Source organism: Singulisphaera sp. GP187 (genome assembly GCF_900129635.1).
Lineage (GTDB): Bacteria > Planctomycetota > Planctomycetia > Isosphaerales > Isosphaeraceae > Singulisphaera.
The window spans coordinates 1,649,332-1,671,314 of sequence record NZ_FSRB01000001.1 but is presented as its reverse complement, the minus strand read 5'-3'; the positions used below and the strand labels follow the sequence as shown (position 1 = coordinate 1,671,314).

The following is a 21,983-nucleotide window of genomic DNA, read 5'->3' as shown; positions in this document are numbered from 1 at the left end:
GAGGAAAAGGATTCCGTACATTACCTTTCCAGGCTCCTGTACACTGTTTTTGTGACGAAAACCAGTGCACACCCGCTCGTAACCTCGTGCCATTCGTGTCAGCGCTCAAATCAGGTCGTTCCCGGGTTTTTTCAGTCAGACCTTGATTTTCAACCATTTGCAGAGCAATGTTGAACGGTGGGGAAGCGAGAGTCGTGGATTTCGGGTTCGTCGCCTCGACTCTCTCACTCCCTCACGGCTGATCGGTCCTTCCCCCCGCGCGTCTTTGGTTTCGCGACGAGGTCGGGTTCTAGCGACGACTCGAACGCTGCGAAAGCCTGCGCGGGAGCTCCTCCGACTCCGACGACGAGAGCCTACCCAATGCGCGTCCTTCGCTTCCTTGGCGTCAGCTTGGTGGCATTCGTTGGGCTGCCGGCCCCGGCCTTAAACGCGGCACTCGGGGCTCCTGTTCCCGCCAAGCTCGAGGTCTTGCCCGCCAAGGCGACCCTGTTCGGCCCGCAAGCCAGCCAGCGGCTGGTCGTCATCGGGACCTTCGCCGACGGCAGTCGGCTCGACCTGACGGCGGATGCGCAATTCGCGGTGGGCGATCCCAAGGTCGCGGCGGTCGATCCTCGCGGTTTTCTCCACCCGGTCGCGGACGGGAAGGCCGAGGTCCTGATTCGCGTGGGTTCGGTCGAGGCGCGCGTCCCGGTTGAGGTCAGCGGCGCGGTGTCACCCCGCCAGGTCAGCTTTCGCAACGAAATTCAGCCCGTGCTGACCAAGCTCGGCTGCAACCAAGGGTCCTGTCACGGGTCTCAGCATGGCAAGGGCGGGTTCAGGCTTTCGCTCCTCGGCTTCGAGGCCGAGCCCGACTACACGGCCATCGTCAAAAGCGCGGAGGGACGGCGAGTCACGCCGTTTGCCCCCGAGGAGAGCCTGCTCCTCCTCAAGCCGACCTTGAGTGTCGCCCACGGCGGCGGCAAACGGATGGAACCAGGCTCGCCCGAGAGCGAACTCTTGAAGCTCTGGCTCGAGCAAGGTGCCCCCGCGCCGAGCCGCGACGATCCGATCGTCACCGGGATCTCGGTTTTCCCCACTCAGCGGCGAATGGAGCCCGGTCAGGAGCAGCGGCTGATCGCGCTTGCCAGGTTCAGCGACGGCACGACTCGCGACGTCACCGACCAGGCCAAGTTCGACCCCCTGAACGAAGGCGTCGCCAAGGTCGGGCCCACCGGCCTGGCGACCACCGTCGGCCAGGGGGAAACGAATCTGATGGTGCGTTACCAGGGCCACGCCGCCCTGGCTCGGGTCACCGTTCCCTATGCCTATGAGAAATCGTTTGATTTCCCCGCGCATAACATCCTCGATGAAAAGGTCGCGACCAAGTGGCGCGAACTGGGACTCGTCCCTTCGGGGCTGAGCACCGACGCCGAATTCCTCCGCCGCGCCATGCTCGACACGATCGGGACCACGCCGTCGCGCTCCGAGCTCGAAGACTTTCTCGCCGACACCGACCCCGCGAAGCGCGCCAAGCTGATCGACCGCTTGCTCGATCGCCCTGAATATGTCGACTTCTGGTCGCTGAAGTGGGGCGATCTGCTGCGGATCGACGGAACCAAGCTTGGCGCCCAGGGAATGCTCGCGTTCAACCTCTGGCTTCGCGATGCGTTCCGCGCCAACAAGCCGGTGAGCGCGATGGTCGACGAGCTCATCACCGCGCAAGGATCAATCTACACCAACGGACCGGCCAACTACTTCCGAGTCGCAACCGGCCCCGACGACCTCGCCGAGACCACCGCCCAGGTCTTCATGGGCGTCCGGCTCCAGTGCGCCAAGTGCCATCACCACCCTTTCGAAGCCTACGGCCAGGATGATTACTACGGGCTGGCCGCCTACTTCGCCCGGATCAAAACCAAGCAGAGCCAGGAGTTCGGACTCTTCGGCCGCGAGCAGGTGATCTACGTCGCCAAGACCGGCGAAGTCGGTCAGCCGCGGACCGGGAAGACCATGAAGCCAACCCCGTTGGGGGACGAGGCCGCCGACGACCCGGTCGATCGCCGCCGCGCCCTGGCCCGCTGGCTCACCGCCTCGAACAACCCCTGGCTCGCTCGAAACGTGGTGAACCGGTATTGGGGCTACTTGCTCGGCAAGGGACTCGTCAACCCGATCGACGACCTCCGCGAGACCAACCCCCCCTCCAACCCCGATTTGCTCGACGCCCTTGCCCAAGAGTTCGTGGCTGGCGGCTTCGACCTCAAGAAACTCCTTCGTTTGATCCTCAACAGCCGGGTCTACCAACTCAGCTCGCTCCCGAATCCCGATAACCGGCTCGATACCACGTTCTTCACCCACTATCGCGTCAAACGCCTGACCGCCGAGCAACTGCTCGACGCGATCAACCTGGCGACCGGCACGTTTGAAAAGTTTCCGTTGAAGCCGGCGGGCACTCGGGCCATCGCGCTGCCCGACACCAATTATCCCTCCTACTTCCTCGACACGTTTGGCCGACCCGAGCGCGCCTTGGCTTGCGAATGCGAACGCGCGTCCGACCCAACCATGAGCCAGGCCTTGCACTTGATGAACGGCGACCTGATCAATCGCAAGCTCACTCAGGCCGACGGTCGCCTCACCCGGCTCTTGCGCGACCCGAGGCTGACCGATGAGACCCTGGTCGAGACCCTCTACGTCGTCACCTTCAACCGGCTTCCCTCGCCCCAAGAGAACGAGGCCGCCCGCCAGTTGATCGTCGACGCCCCGAGTCGGGCCCTCGGTGCCCAAGACCTCTTCTGGGGTCTCCTGAATTCCAAGGAATTCCTGTTCAATCACTAACAGACTTCCTCGAGCGTCACCGATGCTTCTCCCTGCACCCGCGAGACTCATTGAATGAGCCGTTTTCGTAGGGTGGGCACGGCCCACCATCCCTGGCCGCTGATGGTGGGCCGTGCCCACCCTACGATTGCATTCGCCACAAAGATGCGAACTGCGAGCGCACGTGTGGTGTTCGGCCTGATCGCCATAGGGATGGCGCTGGCCTCTTCGTCGGTCTGGGGCGACGAGCCGCCGACCTACGAACGCGACATCAAGCCGCTCTTCGCAAAACGGTGCACGGTCTGCCATAACACAAAAAAACTTAATAACATCGACATTTCCGGCGGCTTGGCGCTCGACTCGTTCGACGCGGTGCTGGCCGGCACGAAGGATCAGAAGGTCATCGTGCCGGGCCGGTCGCTCGAAAGCGCGTTGCTCAAGCGGCTCAACGAAGTGGACGAAGACACCCGGATGCCGCTGCTCGAGAAGCCGCTGCCGCAGGCGCAACGCGACCTGGTCCGCCATTGGATCGACGCGGGCGCTCCGCGAGGGGTTGTCGTCGCCGACGCGGCGGCAAGTTCCGCAAACCGACCGCGGCGAATCGTCCGGTCGCTCGACGTCGTCCTTGGGGTGGAGCGGAAGATCCCGCCCAAAACCGAAGGGTTCGGCAACGGGGGAGCGATGCAGGTCGTCCTCAAGGTCGGCCCGTTGCCGGCGATCTCCGCGCTTGCGTTTCGAGGCGACGGGAGGCAGCTCGCCGTGGGAACCCATGGCGAGGTCCTGATCTGGGACCTGGTTGACGCCCGCCCCGCCCTCGTCCTGAACGACGTCCCCGGACCAGTGCATGCGCTGGTGTTCAGCCGGGACGGCAAGCGGCTCGCCGTGGGGGCCGGCATGCCCGCGCGGAGCGGTTCGGTTCGGGTCTACTCCGTCCCCGACGGAACACTGATCCACGACTTCGCCGGCCACGATGACGTCGTCTTCGGTCTCGCCTTCCGTCCCGACGGCGGTCAACTCGCCTCGGCCTCGTTCGATCAGTCGGTTCGGCTCTGGAATCTGGCCAACGATCGACCGGACGGTGTCTTCACCGGTCATTCCGACTTCGTGTACGACGTGGCCTACGCACCCGACGGCCATTCGCTCCTGAGCGTGAGCAAGGATCGGACGATCAAGCTCATCGACGCGAAAACGCTTAAAGAAAAACGCACGTATAGCAACCACAACGAGGACGTCATGGCCCTGGCGGTCCAGCCAGGGGGCGCCAAGTTCGTCAGCGCGGGCCTCGAGCCCCAACTGCGGTGGTGGGGGCTCGACGACGTGAAGCCGGCCAACCGGATCGGCGGCCATGGGGGGCCGGTCCATCAACTCGCGTTCAGCGGCAACGGCAAGCGCCTGATCTCGGCCGGGGGCGACTCATCGGTCCGGCTCTGGGACGGAGCCTCCGGAACCTTTCAACGCAGCTTGCCGGGCCCCACCGAATGGCAATATGCCGTGGCCCTCTCGGACGACGCCCAGTGCGCCGCGGGCGGGGGCTGGGACGGGATCGTCCGGGTCTGGGATGCCGACTCGGGCAAGCTCCGAGCCACGCTCCTGCAACCCCCTTCGCCCAGCCCGTCGACCTTCGACTGGCTGATCCTCACCCCCAGCGGCTACTTGCACGCGTCACCCGACATGCGGGACCTGCTTCGATGGCGCATCGGGGGAGCGGACGTCCCCGGAACGATCCCCTTGTCTGTCTTCGACCGAGAAGAGGAGGTCGCCCACCAGCTCCGAGGGGAACCGGTCGCGGAACCCAGCTTCTCACAGCCGAAGCCTCAATGATGTGTATCGCGGAGCGATGAAACCCCGGCAGACTCTGCTCACCTCGAGATTCCGGAGCCCTTCGATGCCACGCCCCCACTGGATCGCCGCCGCGCTCGCCTTGCTCCTGGCTCCCGAACTCGCCCGCGCTCAGACGTCGTATCCGATGCTGACTCGGGTCACCCCCACCGCCGCGCGGAGGGGCGAGACGGTCGAGATCACAATCGTCGGTGGGGGACGGTTCGACGGGGCCTGGCAACTGCTCTGCGAAGGGCCCGGCCTGGCGGGAACGGTGCTCGACGGGGCGACTCCACCCGCCGGTGACCCGAAAGCGATGAGGCGAGGGGGACGGACGTCGGGCACCGTCAAGGCAAGCGTCACCATCGCTCCGGACGCCCCACTCGGTCCACGCGAGATCCGTGTCGCCACGCCGCAAGGGATTTCGTCGGTCGGGCTGATCGTCGTCGTCGACGACCGCGTCGTCACCGAGGCTGACGACGCCGCCAACGACCGGCCCGAATCGGCGCAAGCCCTCGAGCTTCCCGCCGTCGTCAGCGGTCTGATCGGAAAAACGGAGGATGTGGATTGGTATTCGTTCTCGGCGACCGCCGGCCAAACCCTCACGTTCAGCGTCTGGGCGAACCGACTCGAAAACAAGATCCACGACCTCCAGACCCACTTCGACCCGATCCTCGCGATCCACGACGCCCAAGGGCGCGAGCTTGCGGTCGACGACAATCACGACTTTGCGGACCCGCTGCTCTCGTACAAGTTCAAGGATGCAGGGACCTATCGACTCCAGATTCGCGACACCACGTACACGGGCAACGCGAACTGGACCTACGTGCTCCACGCGACCGGCGGTCCGGTGGCCACCTCCCTCTTTCCACTTGCCGTCAACCCCGGCACGAGCGCCGTGTTCGAAGCCCGCGGAGCCAACCTCGACGCAACGCAGAAAACACTTCCGCTCGAGATCCCGGCCAACTTGAAGCCGGGCGTTCAGTTGATGGCCTTACCCACGGAGCGGGGGACCACCTTGCCCGTGCCACTGCTCTCGACTCCCCTGCCCCTGGCCCTGGAAGTGGGGGATGCGCCCGCCGAGATTGAAAAGGGGCAAGCAGTCAGTCTTCCGGTCGCGCTCAGTGGCCGCCTTCTCGAACCCAACGACATCGACACTTATCGTTTCGATGCGAAGAAGGGGCAAATCTACGCCTTCGAGGTCGTCGCCCGACGCGCGGGAACGGCGACCGACCCAGTGCTCCGGATCGTCAACCTCAAGAATGTAACCCAGGCTGAGGCAGACGACTCACCCGGTAGTAAGGATCCGCGCCTCGAGTGGACCGCTCCGGCCGACGAGAGCTACGCGGTGCAAGTCCTGGACCTGCATAGCCGAGGAGGCGAAGGTTTTGGCTACGTCCTGCTGGCCGAGCCGGCAACGCCTGGTTTTTCCTTGAGTTGCGATCCCGACAAGCTCAACCTCGGCCCGGGTGCGCGGGTCCCCTTGTTTGTTCAGGTCGCCCGTCGCGCCGGGTTCAACGGGCCCGTGGCCATCGCTTGGGAAGGGCTTCCCAAGGGCGTTACGGCGAGCCCACTGACGATCCCGGCCAATATGACCCAAGGGGTCAGCGTGGTCTCCGCCGCCTCCGACGCCGCACCCGCCGCGGCGCTCTTGCGGATCTCGGGACAGGCGGAAATCGCCGGCAAGGCGCACATCGAAACCGCGGAGCCCAAGCAAGAGATCTATCTCCCGGGAGGCGGGCGCGGCCTCTACCCGGTCCAGACGATTGCCCTGGCGGTTACCACCGAGTCGGATATCACCGTCGAAGCCACCCCCGCCGCGCTCACGCTCGTTCCCGGCAAGACCGCCACCATCGACGTCACCGTGACCCGCCACAACGGCTATAACAAGGGGGTCAACCTCGCGATCCTCCTCCAGCACCTGGGCGGCACCTTCGCCAACCCGCTTCCGCCCGGAGTCAGCATCAAGGAGGCCGGGAGCAAGACGCTACTTGGCCCTACTGAGACCCATGGCAAGATCATCCTCGAGGCGAAGCCCGACGCCGCCCCGTGCGACAAGACTCCCGTCGCGGTCATGGGACATGTCTCCATCAATTTTGTGGTAAAAACAGCTTATTCGAGCGCCCCGATCTCCCTGACCATTCCCCCGAAAGCGAGTCAGGCGTCGAAGTGACGCCTTGACGGATCGAGCGCGAATGCTGGAATCACCCAGGAGCGGGGCATCCAACCGAACCGGCGATGAACCAGGCCTTTCTACGAGGGCGGACCGGGCGTTACACTGAAGCGGAGTGCCGCAGATCAAGCTCCACGGCGATCGGCGTTTGAGCGAAACGACATGGGTGAGTCTGAGACGGTCACGCGCGCGTCGCGTTACGATCCAAGAATGCAAGGGTTTCGGGACCGAACCCAGGTCGAGGATGTCGTTGCGCTGATCTCCCGAGGGATCCCACGCCTCGGCGTCGAACCGGTCGAGCTCCGTGAGACGGCGGGTCGTGTGCTGGGCGAGGAGATTCGGGCTGAGGCTCCCGTTCCCTCGTTCGATCGCGCAGCGATGGACGGATATGCGCTCCGAGGTCACGAGACCGTCAGCGCCACCGCACAGAGCCCTGTCCTTTTCCGTTGTGTGGGAGAGGCCCGCCCCGGACAGCTCAGCAACCTCACGGTGGGTCCGGGAGAAACGATTCAGATCACGACCGGCTCGGCCATCCCCAAGGGAGCCGATACCGTCGTGCGCGTCGAATCGACGCAACGCGACGGCCCCACGGTCCGCGTGTTCCAGGCCACGACCGTCGGACGGCATGTGGGTAGGATCGGCGAGGATATCGAGGCCGGGACCGTGGTGCTCTCAGCGGGCCGGGTGCTTCGCCCGCAAGACCTCGGTGTCCTGAGCGCGGTGGGTGCCGGCACCGTCGCCGTCGTTCAACGTCCCCAGGTCGCGGTGATCGTCACGGGGGACGAACTGGTCACGGCCGGTCATATTCCTGCCGACTATCAAATTGCCGACATGAATTCAGGAATGCTCGCGGCCCTGATCGTCCGGGATGGCGGCCTTCCTCGAGTTGTCGGCCCACTGCCCGATGACCGCGACCGCATTCGGGCGGAGATTGCCGAAGCGGCCAGTTGGGCCGATGTCGTGCTCGTCTCCGGGGGAACTTCGACCGGCCCTGAGGACCACGTCCCTGGGATCGTCGCCGAGTTGGGCGAGCTCGCCGTCCATGGCATCGCCCTCCGCCCGGCCGGACCGACGGGCCTCGGTTTCATCGGGGGAGCGGCCGTCGTGCTCTTGCCCGGCAACCCCGTCAGTTGCCTCTGCGCCTACGACTTCTTCGCGGGCCCGATCGTCCGGCTCCAAGGGGGACGACCCCGAAATTGGCCCTACCGACCGAGAGCGCTGCCCCTCGCACGCCCGCTCGACTCGCTCGCCGGCCGTGTCGACTACGTGCGGGTGACGATCGATCAAGGGAGAGTGGAACCCTTGGCGGCCAGCGGCGCCTCGATCCTTTCGAGCACCACCCGCGCGGACGGTTTCGTCATCGTACCGGCCGACCTGAACGGGTATCCCGCGAACGCCCTGGTCACAGTCTGGTTCTATGACTTGTTTCCCGGTTCGGATTCCGACGATCTGATCCGGGGAACAGGGTGAGACCGAATCGATTCGATCGAGACCGATTCATGCGAGGCGCTGTAGTCCTGTGCGGAGGTGAGAGTCGGCGGATGGGTCAGCCAAAGGCAGGGCTCGCGTTCGGTCCCGAGCGACTGCTCCAACGCGTCGTCCGGATCGTGAGCGAACAGGCCAACGTCATTGTGGTCGTCGCCGCGCCAGGACAAGTTTGCCCCCCCCTGCCCGACTCCGTCCGGATCGTCCATGACCCGGTCTCGGGCCGCGGCCCGCTTCAAGGGCTCGCCGCCGGCTTGACCGCCTTGCCCTGTTCCGTCGAGTTTGTCTTCGCCACGGCGACCGATACGCCCTTCCTCCGCCCCGCCTGGATCAAGCGGCTCCACGAGTTGATCGGAGTGAATGACCTGGCGCTTCCGTTCGTCGACGGTTTTCATCACCCCCTGTCCGCGGTCTACCGACGGGCGACCAGTCTGCCTGCCATGGAAAAACTTTTGCGCCAGAATCAGTTTCGTCTGCTTAATCTCATGGATCTGCTTCAAACACACGTCGTTGAAAGTGAAGAACTCCGCCATGTGGATCCCGAACTCGCCTCGCTGCGCAATCTGAACACCCCTGAGGAATACGCGAAGGCGCTGAGCGACGCGGGCCTTCCCGTCCCGTAGGGTGGGCACGGCCCACCAAGGAATCGGCTTGGGAGAAGGTCTTCACCTGGAATTCCAACAATAATCTGAGGTCAGCGGGGAACGAATCGTTCAGGGAGAAGCCTGAGCACGGATCTCGAGAGGAATCGAGACCGTTCCCGACTCGGTTCGACGCGTGATCGGGTGCTGGACATCGACCTCAAACGGGCGGGCGATACTGTTGCCCGCCAGGTCTTCCAAGGTGGTGTCAACCACGACCTGATATCGACCGGGTGTCCAAGCACGATCGGGGTGGAAGCTCCAGCGAGTCGCCAAGGCATTCAGCTCGACCCGGCCCGGTATCTCCTGCTTCTCGGGGTCGAGTACGGACAGGGTACGATTTAACATCGCGCGATCGAGCGACTCGGGAAACTCGAGCGATAACGGGTCGGAAGTCCGAGCCGCCGGCGGCTTGACGATCCAGTTCTTGGGGTCGGGCTGAGTCTCATCAGCAGGCCCCGTCTTGAACGACTTCCGATACGATTCCCGGAGAGGATGGCCCGTCGCGTCGGACCAACTCCGGTCGACGACCAGCGTATACGCCTTGCCGGCCTCGAGGATCGGCCCCAGATCCTCGCGCGGTTTGAGTCCGCGCTTGATCCGCCCCGGATCGAGCAGAAGTGTCAGTCGGGTCCCGGACGGATCCCAAAGCTCCTCGCCCACTTCCAGGAACGGGACATCGAGCGTTCGGCCTTGCGCGTTGATCAGGGTCACGCGTGCGTAGGCCTCTCCCCGGCTCATCGGCGCGGAGAAGTGGAGATAGAACTTGAGCAAGTTTTCAGGCAAGCGATCGCTTGCGGGGTCGACTCGGACGACGAACGCGGGTTCCGGAGGGGGCGGTAGCGGCCGCTTGAATTCCGTGACGACGTCCTTCAGTCCCTGATACGGCTCGAGAGGAAGCTGGGAGGGCCGGAACGCCGCGCGGTGCCTGAGCCCGGGCTCGATCGGGAACCGTGGCTCGAACCGCAACCGAGCGTCGACGACCCGGTACGTCCCCAGGATCGGCGGCCGTTCGTCCTCATCCTGGCCTTCCGGGGCGACGGTGACGGTGAAAACCCGCGACCACGCGAACGTCGTTGGCTTCACCTGGCTCAAGGCCGAAAGTGCGGCCAGGTCGGTCGGGTCGATCCCGTCGACCTCAATGGACGACGGGGCTGCCCCTTCGCCGGCCTGCCAGTGAATGACGAAGTTCGCCGGCCGCGCCGGACTGGGAACGTCCGGCGCGGCGGCAAGCAAGGCGATCGTCAAGCAAGGAACGAGATGCATGCTCAAAGCGATCATGGCAGCGCGATGGTCTCGAGGTTTTGCGCACCGGCCGGGGTCTGAACGAGGATCAACGCATGGTCCTTGTCGAGCTCATCGAGTTGGGTGACCCCCTTAAGGTCCTCGATCTTCTCATAAGCAATTCCATCTGTGTCTTTGACCTGCTTCGTGATCCCCTCCTGCGTCTCAACCTTCTCGGTCGGAATCTTCATGACTCCTCGGCTGCTGTTCGTCAGCAACAGGAAGGCCTTGCCATCCTTGTGGTAAACGATCAGGTCGAGCGGTTTGTTGTGATTGCCGAGCTCGGCGATCGTCGTCCCCTTCACGTGCGTTCCCGGCTTGAGCTGAGCGACGGGAAGCTTGACCAGCGGGGTGCAGGTGTACGCGGCGAGCAGGAACGACTCCCCCTTGATCTGATAAGGGGCAAACGTCCGGACCGGCGAACCGGTTTCAAAGCGGCCGTGGGCACCGTGGTAGATCTCAACACTCGTTCCCTTGCTGGCATCAGCAAACGGGTACGGGATCGACAACAGGCGTGACGCAAACTCTTCGTTGGACAGACCGGCGATGAACACGCGGCCGTCGACGAAAGCCAGGTCGGTGATCGACTCGGCTTTCGCCTTCTCCTTCGTGGGCGGATTCGGCAGGCTCGCCTTGGCAAACGGTACGTTCTCGAGCGAGACGATCTCGAGCTTGCCCGAGCGATCGACCCGAACAAGCACCGGCGCGGCGTCGGGGCCCTTCCCGCGGGCGACGGTCAGGTAGGCCTTGCCCGAAGCCGGATTGACGGCGAGGTCGGTAATCACGATCCCCTTGGAGGTCGTCCCCAACAGAGCGGCGACTTTTTCATCGATCCCGTCGACTTTCAGAGGTCCACCCGCCGAATCGGCCTGAACGTCGGCCGTATCAACCGCGAAAATGGCCGCGCCTTGCGAGTCGGCAAGGAACAAGACCCCCTTGGGACCAAACGAGATCGGCCCCGCGGACTTCCAGTCGGGCGTCCCCTTGGACAACCCCGCGGCGTCGGCGGATCCGGCCGCCAGCACCACCGCGGCGAGAGCGGTCGAGGCGATTCGCAGCTTCAGCATCGCTGTTCTCCCGGTTGAAATTCGAAGGACAAAAACAACCTCTCACCATCCGTCTGCAGAGACCAATGCGTCAAGTCGTGGTGCCAAGGCCCAATTACGGCAAAAACTCAGGCCTGATTCCCCGGACCATACGCGACCCCAACACGCTCTGCAACGAAATAGCGGCGGCAACTCCCAACGATCGTCGCCACTCGGTTCGGCACCAAATATCTACTATTCCGATCGGGATTGCAATACGCAAACCAGACGGGGCTGGTCTCGGGTTCTGAATGGGCGGGCCATCGCACGAGCATGCAGGTACTCTTATTGTTTTCTTCACGCGAGCTTCAGCGCGCGATGATACGATCGGTTATCTTTCCCTTGTCATAGGGTGCGGCCTGGCGATTGCGATCGTCGCGAGTTATAGACAAAGGGAACGGGTTCGGGAACCGTGTCCCGACGAGTTCTCAGTCCGGGCTGTTCGGAATCGTCCTTTGCTCTCCGGGAGTGGTCACGATGGTTTGGTCTTCTGGATTACTGATGCTTCTCTTGGCCGGGAGTTCGCCGGTGGAATTGATTGCTCATCGCGGCGAGTCGGCCGATGCTCCGGAGAACACGCTGGCCGCGTTCCGGCTGGCCTGGGAACGGAAGGTCCCCGCCATCGAGCTCGACGTTCACTTGTCGAAGGATGGCATCCTCGCCGTCTGTCACGATGCCGACACGAAGCGGACCACGGGGGTCTCGAAAAAAATCAAGGAGACCAACTGGGACGAGTTGCGAACCCTCGATGCCGGAAGCTGGAAGGCGGCGAAGTGGTCGGCGGAGAAGTTGCCCAGGCTCGAGGAGGCCCTGGCGACGATCCCCGCGGGGGCCCGTTGTTTCATTGAGGTCAAAGTCGGCGCCGAGGCGATCCCGGCCTTGGTGAAAGCGGTCCGCGAGTCGGGCAAGAAACCCGAGCAACTGGTCGTCATCAGCTTCCAGGCCGACGCGGTCGCCGAGGCGAAGCGCCAGCTCCCGGAGCTCAAGGCGTTTTACCTGGCAAGTTTCAAACAGGACAAGGAAACGAAGGTCTGGACCCCGAGCATTGACGACTTGATTGCGAAGGCCAAAGCGATCAAGGCCGACGGACTCGACCTCGCGGCCAAGGGACCGCTCGACCGCGCGCTCGCTCAGAAAATCAAAGACGCGGGGCTCGAACTCTACGTGTGGACGGTCGACGATCCCAAAGAAGCCCGCAAGCTGATCGACGCTGGGATCAGCGCGATCACCACCAACAAAGCCGAATGGCTCAAAGCGCAACTCGGGCAATAAAGGCCGCTTCGATCCACCTGCGCATCGAAGGAATGGAACAGAGCCGGCAAAACCAGGGGGGCCTCGACTCTCCCCGCGTTCACCGAGAGTCGAGGCCTGCCGACTTGTTCATGAACCGCCTTGACGGATGCTGGCGACAACCGTCTCAAACGCCGGCTTGAGGGTCTTCCAGTTGGTTGCGGGACAGGTGCAGACGACCGTGATGCGGCGGTCGTTGGCGAGCAAGGTCGCTCGGTAGCCGTAGATCTTACCTCCGAGCGTCTGGTCGGCGATGAAGGTCGACCGCCGCCCCTCGCCGATTCCCTTGGACTGGAACGACTTCGGTTCCCGTTCCTTGTAGTTGGTGAAATCCTCCTTCATCTGCCGCTCACCCATCGGGTGGATCCTGGCCACGGGCGGTTCTTCCTCGACCCCGAACGTGGAACCGGTGGACTTGGCCATATCGCCCAACAGCGAACCGGCGAGGTCGGCCTCAACCCGGATCTCCGCATGTCCGCTGGTGAATTTGGCCCACGCATTGGGCGATTCCGGCTTCCCGGCGCTCGTCGTCTCCCATCCTTGCGGATAGTCGCACGAGAATCGGCCGGACGGGGAATGGAACGCGACGAACGTTTTGGGGGCGGGAACCGCGCCGCCACATCCGGAAATCACGACGAGTCCAAATACCACGCCAATCGAGGCGAACGACTTCTTGAGGAACAATTGGGGAAGCATGGAGACGTCCTTCTCGATTCCTAATGGATGATCTGTCTCAAGTTCATCAAACAATCAAGCAGAGAACCGTTCACGGTCCCAAGGAATGGCCATTCCAGACCCGTTTGAATTCAGGAACGAATGAGGAGCACAGGCCCCGCGGTGGATCGGTAAAGCGGGCTTGTTCGAGACGGAGTCATTCGTCTCCGCTCGGAACGAGCCTGGGGAAAAGCGCCAGCGAGTGATGTGCGTCCACTTGACGGATCCTGGTAAGTCTGCGCCGCAACGTAGCGATTGGGTCGCGTGGTGTCAACGCGCAAGGGGAATTCGCATCACCGATGTTTGAGACAAAGTTGTCTCAGTTGACCCGAGGAAGTATGGTAGCTTCCCGGAGGAAACAGTTCCTCTTCTTTGCTGAGCCTGGCCATGATCGTCATTCCGACCGGCACTGACGCCCCGATCTATCACTGGCCGTACGTCACGGTCATGTTGATCGCGCTGAACGTCGCGCTCTTGTTCGTGGTCCCACCCGACACGGGTGTGATCTTGCTGAATGAGGACGACGAGGTCATTGAGAGTGTCGAAAGCGTCTCCCAATTCGATCGGTATGCGCTGGCATTGGGCGACGGCCGCCTGCACCCGGTCCAGTGGGTGACCCACAACTTTCTCCACTACGGGCTGGGCCACCTGGCCGGGAACATGCTGTTCCTCTGGGCTTTCGGAATCGTGGTCGAGGGGAAGCTCGGCGCCATCAAGTACTTGCTGACTTACCTGGCCATCGGCTCGCTCCACGGCGCATTCGTCCAACTCTTGTTAATGAAATCAGGGATGGATGGACACGCGGCCGGGGCCTCGGCCGCAGTCTATGGTCTGCTCGCGACTTGCATGATCTGGGCTCCGAGGAATGAGTTGAACTGCACGGTCGTCATGATGATCGGATTCCGTACATTCGTCTCTCACTGGGATCTCTATTACACAACGGTCGCCTTGCTCTATATCGGTCAGCAGCTTCTCGGCCTGGTGGTCTGGGGAACGCTCGGCAATCAGGTCATGGTCACCGAGATCGGCCACCTCTCCGGCGCCTTCTGGGGTGCCGTCGTCGCCATCACCTTGCTCAAGGTCGGACTCGTCGACTGCGAAGGATGGGACGTCTTCGCGCTCCTTAAGAAACGGGCCAAGCTCGCGCACGAATGGAACCAACGCGGAGAACGGCTCGATCGCGAGAAGCAGGTCCTCCGCTCCAGTCTCAAAGCCAAGGCCAGGGCGAAGGCAGGCGGCAAAGGGTCCCACGGTGAGGCTCAAACGGACGGCCCCAGCACGGACGATCGCGCGGCGGCGGCCGTCCGGCGGGTCCGCGCGCTCATCGACAAGGGGGATGTCGCCGGCGCACTCGTCGCTTATGACACGTCCGCCCGAACCCTGGTCAACTGGCCGGTGCAGCCCGAACTGCTCGGGATGATCAAAGCCTTCGGCTCGGCTGGCGCGGATTCCGATGCAATCCGCCTGATGCGCGACCACTGTCGCTACTACCCCGATGCATCGAACCGGGTTCGACTCAAGCTCGCCCAGGTCTTAATCCGCGACCGCCAGCGCCCCGCCGCCGCCCTTCGGGTTCTCGAGGAGATCAAGCCCGGCGCACTCCCCGCCGACCTCGAAACCGCCCGTCAAAAGCTTGCACTCCAGGCCAGTCGGATGTGCGAGGACGGTGTGCTCGAACTCGAGGACGATGACTGAACGGATCCGGCAACGAGCGAGCCGATTTCCCTGCCGTCTCAACCGTTCAGTGGACCTGCCCGTCAATCCCTCGAAGCGGCAGTTCCATACCATGTCTCGACGGTTTCTCGGTCAAGCTGCGGGGTCGAGTCGGACGCCCCACGGCCGCGTCGAAACCATTGGACATGGCGCGCATCACTGCGAGGGCTCCAACGGCTTGGGCGAGCGTGCCGATGCCCCAGAGGGCCAGCACCAGCCGCGCCTCGAGCCCCGGCTTGTAGCTGGACGGACCATTGCCGAGGGGAAAGAGGCCGCCGTTGAAAACCGTATGGATATCCTCATAAATGAACAGTGAGCAAAGCGCAAGAAGCGGAGGCGAAGCGGCCGCGGCCAGAACGCTCCCTCGTCCCGGCAGCAGGATTGCCAGACCCGACAGGCAAAGCAGATACGGTAGCGTCCCAATCAGATTCTTCGCATCGCGACCATTCACGGCCATTAAGCCTGCGTAAACTCCGAGACCCGCGACGAAGACCCCTGTCACGGCCATCCCCACCAGCGCCGCGATGAAACCGAGGGGGTGAACTGAGCCCGCCAAGACTCCGACCGTCCAGAGCCCGACCATCAAGATGACCGCGGGGCGGGATCTGATGAGAGCCCCCCACATCTTCGCCCAGACAATCTCCCACCCGGAGAGCGGAGTGGCGATCAGACCGGTCCAAGTGTCGCGTTCCCGCTCCGCCTCCATGCTCTGCATCGCTCCAACGCTGAGTGAACATACATAAAAGACCGCAAAAAATGCCGAGAAAGTTCGCAGCGCCAGGTTGAATTCAAGTCGGGCTTGGCCTGAACTCGGGCCCCCGGAGGTCCCGGAGAGTAATTCGTACAGGACTCTCGCCAACGGATTCGCATCCGGCATGGTGAACGCTTCGGGGGTCGCCCCATAGCCGCGAGTGGCGAGTTCCTTGAAGGCGGCCACCGCAAACCAACCCATGACGACACCCAGGACTCCGAGCCAACCGAGGTTGATCAAGTGTCCAAGAATTCGGGCAAACGGACTCGCGGTCCGGTTGGAATAGACCGTGTGCCAGAGCACCGGATCATCGCCGCACGGAGGGCGTGGTAATCGCCAACGGGCCGCCCGGAGAATTCTCCGTCCGGCGACCCGCGTTTCGTTGTCATAGTGGGCGCGCGACCGCAGGCGGAGTTGCCAAATCGCCCAGGCAACCAGCAGCAGCCCGCCGATCAACTCCCAACCGACCATCCGCCAGACCGCCTGGATCGGGCTTCCCCGCCGGACGATTCCACTCAGGTTGGCGACCAAGCCGAACGGGCTGCTCGCGAGCAACTCGATGGCAATCGTGACGATCCAGGCGGGCCCGGACGGCCAGAGCCGAGGTTTCATGATCAGCACGAATAGCGGTAGAGCGAACCACGAGGTCGTCAGCGAGATCGCCATGGCGATCGCCCCCCGCGCGGTCCGTGCCACAATCGAGGCGACCACGGAGATCGCGGCCAGAGCAAAGGCCGTCGATGCCAGTCCCACCCCGCCAAGCAAGATCAATCGCGGGTCGACACCCCCGAACGGGATCAAGAGGACAAGAACCGGCACCAGGGTGGCCAGGCCATTCGCCCAGCGAACCAGGCCCGCGGCCAAGGTGCCCAGAACAATCTCGGCAGACGAGAGCTGCGTGGCTAATAACGCATCCAGCGACTTCCGATCACGCTCCGAAGCGATGGCCTTCGAAACTTGCGCAATCACAAGGCCAAACGTCGCATTCAAGAGCACGCCAAGCGTCAGGACAAAGAGGGTGAGCGCAAATGCTGAGACCCCCGCAAGCGAGCGCCGGTCCCACTCCCGATGGTCCCAAACCCAGGCACACCCCAAGACGACCGCCAACTCCAGCACGATCGCGACATAACGATCCAGGAACGCCGTCTTGCGCCGCACCAAGGTGAGCAACTCACGTTCGAGAATCGGACCAATTCGCATATCCGGATCCTCGATCACGTCAACCGACAAACGTCATAGGTTTCACCAGATTAGACCCAGCGGGACGCAAAGTTTCAAGCCCGTGCCGCCCGAACCGGGAAGGCTTATCGAGTTCGCGGCGGATCCGGACATCAATCCTCCGATGACTCATCCTCGGTCGTTGTCGGATGGCACAGCTCTTTGCTTTCACGACAAAACCAACATTTTAATCAAACACAATTTCACTCTAAATTTTTGCCGTTATTTTACTATTATGATTCCAATGTGAGTATGGGCTGGCGCCCGCAGTCCCGGGATGAGCGATTCTCAGCATGATGACCGGACGGGCAGGGTCGCACCGCGACTCGAGGAATAGCTTCTGCGCAATCGATCGTGGGTCGTTTTTACAAACGAACTCCTGACACAAGGTGCACGCGAGCGTTTGATCGCGTTCCAGGAGCCGCGAGAATCCTGATTGGCGCACTCGATTTGCGATTCAAGGTCTCAGGCCTCGGAGGGGGGAAAACCCGGCTTGGATAGCCGTTTCGAACCGCTTGGACGGCCTGTGTCAGCCATGCGTGCCGACGAGGCCGGCCAACCCTCAAGGACGCCTTTGGCCCGCAAGCTTCCCCAGGCGAGACCAGCCCGGTCAATACGCAGAATCGGCCCCACAAAGGAGTCGGTCATGGCACGTCGACTGCGGCATCGATGCAACCGCCTGGAGAGGCAAGCGTCATGACGGGTTCAGGTCCGGCAGTGGCCGCATGAAATCGAAAGGGATGAACATGTTATACACAATCGCAAGTTGGAAGTGGGCGTCTGGCGATCCCCTGACCCCAGCCATGGCGAGAGGGGGACTGAGTCGGTGGCGGCCCAAGACCGCGGAGAGCGCCGCCGGCGGCCCGATCGTTGCCGTTGCATTACGGTACGATGAGACCCGTGGCCAGGTGGTCGCTGAAGGGGTGACGGCCCGAGGAAGTTGCGGTCCCTGGTCGGCGCCTGCAATCGTCGACTCTGCGGGGGGCGTGTTGGTCCTGGCGGCGATTCCCGCAGCACTCGTTCGAGTCATCGGTGAAGCCGAGATCCGGGTTCATGGAGCGACCAGCCCCGCCGTTGCTCGGGCCCACGTTTCCGTCGGCCAGCCGACACCGACGGGACGAGTTCGGGTCGTCGATGGACGTCCCCTGCCCCAATCCCAACCGCGGCTCATCTCCTTTGGGTTTGGGGAGTCGGCCTCCCGCCTTGGGCCGTCCCGCACCAACGCGGCCGTTCCTCAAACCCCGAGAATCGCTCAACCTGAAACGTGTGAACCGGTCAGCGAACAAGCCGGTACCGCAACTGCAATCCGGAACAAGGTCGAGGTTCTGTGCAGTTCCCGACCACCGCCGAGAGCCGCGCGAGGTCCGCAAAACGGGGACGCGAATTCCTAAAGGCCACGACCGGCTCCACGGCGACAAGTCGCTGACGCCCGCGGCACGGGAGTTGGAATGGCAAGGCGGCGAGATCGCCGTGCTGCCGATTCTGCAGAATTGTCGCTGCCGCCGCGGCCAAGACGAAGGCCGTGGCCCGAGTCGACCTCACCGTGGAGCGACCGAATCCATCCAGGCGGGTCGCCGCGGTCCCTGGGGACGGCAACCCAGGCAGATCGGATTTTCGAGTTGAACAGCCGTGATCGAAACCGTAGAGACCGTGAATCTCGCCACCACGCGGGCCAAACCTGACCCCGATCAATCCGGCGCATCCCATGAGAAAACCCGGCGATGTACAAAGGTTGTCATAACCTTTGGCATGCCGGGCCACTTCTCTCTCGTTGTCAGACGTCAGCGGAGGAGGTGGGATTCGAACCCACGATAGGCTTGCACCTATTCCGGTTTTCGAGACCGGCCCTTTCAACCACTCAGGCACCCCTCCGAAGGAATCTCTGGCTTGCGAACTGGCCTCCTGGCTTGGAAGAACTGCGAGAGCAAAGCACTGCAGTCTTCGGCCAAGACGCCGGCGGTGACTTTCGCCCGGTGATTGAGCCGGGGGTCGGTCACCAGTCGATAGAGGCTATCGCAGGCGCCTGCCTTGGGGTCTTTCGCCCCATAGACGACGCGAGCAATACGACTCTGAACAATCGCACCCGCACACATTGGACACGGCTCGAGTGTGACGAAGAGAGTATACCCTTCGAGTCGCCACGTGCCCAGAGCGCGTCCCGCAAAAGTGAGGGCGAGTCGTTCTGCATGCGCTGTCGGATCGTTCAGTGTCTCGCGCAAATTGAACGCTTGGGAAAGGATACGACCCTCCCGCGCCACAATCGCACCGACCGGAACCTCGCCAAACGACATCGCCTCGTGAGCGAGCGTCAGCGACCGGCGCATCATTTCCCGATCCCAAGAACTTTCGTTCTCCAACAACGATGGGGGAAGGTCCATGTCTCTTTGGCACCGGAAAAATCCAAGACACAGAGACGACCTAGTTTCACCCGCATCGACGGCAGAGGTGGATCGAAAATTTTCCGACACACTCCAAGGACCTGAACCTACGCACGATTCTAGCGACCCCGCTCTCATTTGCAAGGGGAGTTGGCCTCATCGGCGGGCACTTTCCCGACGCGCAACGCTTCGGCCTCTCGAACCTGGCTAGGGTTGCGACCCCGTCTCGAGTTTGGCTCCGACCCACCGGTTCGAATCCCAAAGCCTGGTCCTGCCGTCAGTGCCGCTGGTCACAAGCCAGTTGCCGTCGGGCGAAAAGGTCACGGCCGTGAGACAACGCCCCAACGGAACCGAGCCAAGTGGGCGGCGGCCTGACTTTGCGTCAAGGAGCTCGGCCCTTCCATCCTCGCGCACCACCGCAACCAATGCCCATCTTGGGCGAGTCATCAAATGCATTGTTCGCGGCCGCGGGAAGCGAGCCGAGCGAGGCAACACTCCGGTCGTCTCAAACTCGAACGACCCGATCCTGACGCGAAACGGTCAGGATCCGGGAACCATCGGGTGCGAACTCCATCGCCCCCCTACTCGACTTGCTCTTCGCGCCCGCCAATTATCCCACCAAAGCCAAGGCAATTCCCGAGACTCTGGTCATCGCGTTGTCAGGCAATGACTTTGCCGCCGGAGAGGATGAACGAACCGACGTCCACGCCCTCGGAGATCGTCAGCACACCCGACTTGAGGAAGTCAATGTTCGCATCGACGAGGGTGACAGCGGCGCGGACTTCTTTCTCATCCATTAGCCGGAGGGACCGCTTGAAAGCCTTCCCTCAGCGAAAGCGGATGTGGTAGCGACAGGATTGGGGCTCGAAGTCGAATGAGGTCATGCCCCCATTCCATGGCCCCTGCAAGCCCCCAAATGTGTCAGATTTGTGTCAGCGTTCCTGACACCAACGAAAAAGGGCCCGTGGGTGTTAGCCACAAGCCCTTGATCTGTTTCGACTTACGCTACAAAGTCGACAAGCTCCCCGACTAGGACTCGAACCTAGAACCTAGCGGTTAACAGCCGCTCGCTCTACCGATTGAGCTATCGGGGAATCGGCCCATTGAGCATATCGAGCGGGCCGGCTCGGCTCAAGGGCAATTCTTCCAAGTCTCACGAAAGGGAAGAAATTAAAAAAAGAAGAGACAAAAGTTCACTGGCCGAACCAATCAGGCCTTCGGCGTTTCGAAGAGCTTGAAGGAAACAAACTCTTCGTCACGGCGCGCCGACTGGCTATTCTTTGCTTGCCGTCTTCGCCTCGTGCTGCTCGATGGCCTTCTCGAGAATGCCAACGATCAGGGCATTCAACGACGCCTTGTCTTCTTTCGCCCAACTCGCCAGTTGCTCGTGCAAGACGGGGGGCATTCGGATCTGGAAATGAACCACAGTTTCTGGCATGGATTAGGCTCCTCTGCTCGATGGGATCGTAGAAACCATGCAGCAAGGGATTGAGTCAAGCCCCTCAACGGCTGCATTCGATCCGCGCGTTGGGGCATGCTCCCTTATTGTACCCGATAACGGCGCGGGCTTTTAAAACATTTTCTTCGCAACCCGATCGAGTTCGCAAATTAGGCTGGTCGGGGGGGGATTCTCCGGCACAACCTGCGTGCAAGAGAACGATCAGCGGAATGGAGTGACCCGTGAATGACGCACGATCCCCCTCGCTCTGGAGCGACGTGTCCGGATGCCTCGCGACACTTCTCGGCCGCTCCCCCCGGAAGTCGGGCGAGGCTTGAAAAGAATTCCCGTCCCTTTACAACCCCCGAGGTCATGGCAAATGGGGAAGAGCGAATCGAAGGAAGGCCCGTCGGACCTGCCTGACGTTCGGAGTGGGTCCGAGGTTGAGTTCCAATCCGACGACGTGGTGCGTCAGTTCGTCGAGCACTGGGGGATGATGGCCCGCTCCTGGGGAATCAACGCGACCATGGGGGAGTTGTTTGCGCTCCTCTACATCACCGGGACCGACTGGACCGCGGACGGGCTCCGCGAACGGCTCCAGGTTTCCCGGGGCAACGTCAGTATGAACTTGAGAGAGTTGATGGCCTGGGGCGTCGTTCACAAGGTCCATCGCCAAGGTCAGAGGCGCGAATTCTATCGGGCTGAGACCGACGTCTGGACCTTATTTCGCCGGATCCTCAGCGAGCGGAAACGGCGAGAGCTGGATCCGACACTCGTCGTACTCGAGCGGAGCGTGGAGACGATTCGGCTCGACCCCGAGCTCCGGGAGCTGGAAGGGCGGATCGCTTCGCTCCGTCAGTTCTTTGGGCTGATCAACGGGCTGGCCTCACGGCTCCTGACGCTGGAGTCGGACGACCTGGAGGAACTCCGCCACCTGATTGAGTTTTCGAACGGGGACGTTCCGCCCGGCTAGGGGAATTCTTGAAGGAAATTCCGGTCGTATCGGCCGATAAGAGTTTCAGAGTCTCTCCGTTTCGAGGCAGTCGCGACCGCAACAAGCCGTCGCGACCCTCCGTCTTAACCTAATGGTCGGGCCACGAGACGTTCGCGCGCGATCTGACGGAAACGTCGGTCCTTGTTTTCTCGACGGGTCATGGAAGCGCGGTGCCAATTGCTCTAAACTAAGGGGAGTGAGGGGCGTTCAGCAG

At 62.6% G+C, this 21,983-nt stretch carries 16 protein-coding genes and 2 tRNA genes; 8 read left to right on the top strand and 10 right to left on the bottom strand.

All coding sequences use genetic code 11. From position 1 onward, the window contains the following. The first annotated feature begins 360 nt into the window (after positions 1-360). The 5 genes from BUS42_RS06590 (at position 361) to BUS42_RS06570 (ending at position 8,886) form a co-directional block, all read left to right on the top strand. Positions 361-2,808 carry a DUF1549 and DUF1553 domain-containing protein gene (locus tag BUS42_RS06590; protein WP_074306236.1) on the top strand — a complete coding sequence of 816 codons (2,448 nt, stop codon included), beginning with the start codon at positions 361-363 and terminating at the stop codon, positions 2,806-2,808. Between the two features lie 54 nt (positions 2,809-2,862). Then, entirely contained in the window at positions 2,863-4,608 is a 1,746-nt protein-coding gene (locus BUS42_RS06585; RefSeq protein WP_074306235.1) for a c-type cytochrome domain-containing protein, read from the top strand. A 64-nt stretch (positions 4,609-4,672) separates the two neighbouring features. Continuing rightward, complete coding sequence (locus BUS42_RS06580; protein ID WP_074310771.1) at positions 4,673-6,778, top strand: PPC domain-containing protein; 2,106 nt, start codon at positions 4,673-4,675, stop codon at positions 6,776-6,778. Positions 6,779-6,988: 210 nt separating this feature from the next. Then, the gene (glp, locus tag BUS42_RS06575; protein WP_074306234.1) at positions 6,989-8,248 is read left to right on the top strand and encodes a molybdopterin molybdotransferase MoeA; all 1,260 of its coding nucleotides are present in this window, start codon (positions 6,989-6,991) and stop codon (positions 8,246-8,248) included. Between the two features lie 29 nt (positions 8,249-8,277). Further along, complete coding sequence (locus BUS42_RS06570) at positions 8,278-8,886, top strand: molybdenum cofactor guanylyltransferase (RefSeq protein ID WP_074306233.1); 609 nt, start codon at positions 8,278-8,280, stop codon at positions 8,884-8,886. A 90-nt stretch (positions 8,887-8,976) separates the two neighbouring features. Here BUS42_RS06570 and BUS42_RS06565 read toward each other — a convergent pair whose 3' ends face one another. Together BUS42_RS06565 and BUS42_RS06560 are read right to left on the bottom strand one after the other, a co-directional pair. Further along, positions 8,977-10,170, bottom strand: a complete 1,194-nt coding sequence (locus tag BUS42_RS06565; protein ID WP_254053339.1) for an Ig-like domain-containing domain — start codon at positions 10,168-10,170, stop codon at positions 8,977-8,979. Positions 10,171-10,181: 11 nt separating this feature from the next. Then, positions 10,182-11,255 carry a hypothetical protein gene (locus tag BUS42_RS06560; RefSeq protein ID WP_074306231.1) on the bottom strand — a complete coding sequence of 358 codons (1,074 nt, stop codon included), beginning with the start codon at positions 11,253-11,255 and terminating at the stop codon, positions 10,182-10,184. 495 nt (positions 11,256-11,750) lie between these two features. On the opposite strand from BUS42_RS06560, the gene BUS42_RS06555 reads away from it, so the two are divergent. After that, a complete protein-coding gene (locus BUS42_RS06555; protein WP_074306230.1) occupies positions 11,751-12,545 on the top strand; it encodes a glycerophosphodiester phosphodiesterase in 795 nt (264 codons plus the stop codon). 108 nt (positions 12,546-12,653) lie between these two features. On the opposite strand, the gene BUS42_RS06550 is transcribed toward BUS42_RS06555, so the two are convergent. After that, positions 12,654-13,259 carry a hypothetical protein gene (locus BUS42_RS06550; protein ID WP_074306229.1) on the bottom strand — a complete coding sequence of 202 codons (606 nt, stop codon included), beginning with the start codon at positions 13,257-13,259 and terminating at the stop codon, positions 12,654-12,656. 405 nt (positions 13,260-13,664) lie between these two features. On the opposite strand from BUS42_RS06550, the gene BUS42_RS06545 reads away from it, so the two are divergent. Then, complete coding sequence (locus BUS42_RS06545) at positions 13,665-14,972, top strand: rhomboid family intramembrane serine protease (protein WP_074310769.1); 1,308 nt, start codon at positions 13,665-13,667, stop codon at positions 14,970-14,972. A gap of 46 nt (positions 14,973-15,018) precedes the next feature. Here the strand turns inward: BUS42_RS06545 and BUS42_RS06540 are convergent, their stop codons facing one another. The 7 genes from BUS42_RS06540 to BUS42_RS06510 all read right to left on the bottom strand — a co-directional run bounded on the left by BUS42_RS06540 (position 15,019) and on the right by BUS42_RS06510 (position 20,775). Beyond that, on the bottom strand, positions 15,019-16,941 hold the full coding sequence (locus BUS42_RS06540) for an ABC transporter permease subunit (RefSeq protein WP_074306228.1): 1,923 nt from the start codon (positions 16,939-16,941) through the stop codon (positions 15,019-15,021). Between the two features lie 1,803 nt (positions 16,942-18,744). Then, a tRNA-Ser gene (locus BUS42_RS06530) sits at positions 18,745-18,831 on the bottom strand. After that, a complete protein-coding gene (gene tadA / locus BUS42_RS06525) occupies positions 18,810-19,337 on the bottom strand; it encodes a tRNA adenosine(34) deaminase TadA (RefSeq protein ID WP_074306226.1) in 528 nt (175 codons plus the stop codon). The genes BUS42_RS06530 and tadA overlap by 22 nt, the downstream gene beginning before the upstream one ends. 207 nt (positions 19,338-19,544) lie before the next feature. Further along, positions 19,545-19,784, bottom strand: a complete 240-nt coding sequence (locus BUS42_RS46335; protein WP_159452180.1) for a WD40 repeat domain-containing protein — start codon at positions 19,782-19,784, stop codon at positions 19,545-19,547. A 212-nt stretch (positions 19,785-19,996) separates the two neighbouring features. Continuing rightward, positions 19,997-20,134, bottom strand: coding sequence for a hypothetical protein (locus BUS42_RS43535; RefSeq protein ID WP_159452179.1), 138 nt, complete (start codon positions 20,132-20,134; stop codon positions 19,997-19,999). Positions 20,135-20,358: 224 nt separating this feature from the next. After that, positions 20,359-20,431, bottom strand: a tRNA-Asn gene (locus BUS42_RS06515). A 179-nt stretch (positions 20,432-20,610) separates the two neighbouring features. Beyond that, a complete protein-coding gene (locus BUS42_RS06510; RefSeq protein WP_074306224.1) occupies positions 20,611-20,775 on the bottom strand; it encodes a type II toxin-antitoxin system antitoxin in 165 nt (54 codons plus the stop codon). 379 nt (positions 20,776-21,154) lie between these two features. Between BUS42_RS06510 and BUS42_RS06505 the strand changes: the two genes are divergently transcribed. Next, positions 21,155-21,748, top strand: coding sequence for a GbsR/MarR family transcriptional regulator (locus BUS42_RS06505; protein WP_074306223.1), 594 nt, complete (start codon positions 21,155-21,157; stop codon positions 21,746-21,748). The last annotated feature ends 235 nt before the right edge of the window (positions 21,749-21,983 follow it).

What these genes read in the sequence shown, in the direction of transcription:
- BUS42_RS06565 (WP_254053339.1), bottom strand. Translation starts at nt 10,170, where the DNA reads ATGCATCTCGTTCCTTGCTTGACGATCGCCTTGCTTGCCGCCGCGCCG.
- BUS42_RS06585 (WP_074306235.1), top strand. Translation starts at nt 2,863, where the DNA reads ATGAGCCGTTTTCGTAGGGTGGGCACGGCCCACCATCCCTGGCCGCTG.
- BUS42_RS46335 (WP_159452180.1), bottom strand. Translation starts at nt 19,784, where the DNA reads ATGACTCGCCCAAGATGGGCATTGGTTGCGGTGGTGCGCGAGGATGGA.
- BUS42_RS06555 (WP_074306230.1), top strand. Translation starts at nt 11,751, where the DNA reads ATGGTTTGGTCTTCTGGATTACTGATGCTTCTCTTGGCCGGGAGTTCG.
- BUS42_RS06510 (WP_074306224.1), bottom strand. Translation starts at nt 20,775, where the DNA reads ATGCCAGAAACTGTGGTTCATTTCCAGATCCGAATGCCCCCCGTCTTG.
- BUS42_RS43535 (WP_159452179.1), bottom strand. Translation starts at nt 20,134, where the DNA reads ATGGATGAGAAAGAAGTCCGCGCCGCTGTCACCCTCGTCGATGCGAAC.
- BUS42_RS06560 (WP_074306231.1), bottom strand. Translation starts at nt 11,255, where the DNA reads ATGCTGAAGCTGCGAATCGCCTCGACCGCTCTCGCCGCGGTGGTGCTG.
- tadA (WP_074306226.1), bottom strand. Translation starts at nt 19,337, where the DNA reads ATGGACCTTCCCCCATCGTTGTTGGAGAACGAAAGTTCTTGGGATCGG.
- BUS42_RS06540 (WP_074306228.1), bottom strand. Translation starts at nt 16,941, where the DNA reads ATGCGAATTGGTCCGATTCTCGAACGTGAGTTGCTCACCTTGGTGCGG.
- BUS42_RS06590 (WP_074306236.1), top strand. Translation starts at nt 361, where the DNA reads ATGCGCGTCCTTCGCTTCCTTGGCGTCAGCTTGGTGGCATTCGTTGGG.
- BUS42_RS06580 (WP_074310771.1), top strand. Translation starts at nt 4,673, where the DNA reads ATGCCACGCCCCCACTGGATCGCCGCCGCGCTCGCCTTGCTCCTGGCT.
- BUS42_RS06505 (WP_074306223.1), top strand. Translation starts at nt 21,155, where the DNA reads ATGGGGAAGAGCGAATCGAAGGAAGGCCCGTCGGACCTGCCTGACGTT.
- BUS42_RS06550 (WP_074306229.1), bottom strand. Translation starts at nt 13,259, where the DNA reads ATGCTTCCCCAATTGTTCCTCAAGAAGTCGTTCGCCTCGATTGGCGTG.
- glp (WP_074306234.1), top strand. Translation starts at nt 6,989, where the DNA reads ATGCAAGGGTTTCGGGACCGAACCCAGGTCGAGGATGTCGTTGCGCTG.
- BUS42_RS06545 (WP_074310769.1), top strand. Translation starts at nt 13,665, where the DNA reads ATGATCGTCATTCCGACCGGCACTGACGCCCCGATCTATCACTGGCCG.
- BUS42_RS06570 (WP_074306233.1), top strand. Translation starts at nt 8,278, where the DNA reads ATGCGAGGCGCTGTAGTCCTGTGCGGAGGTGAGAGTCGGCGGATGGGT.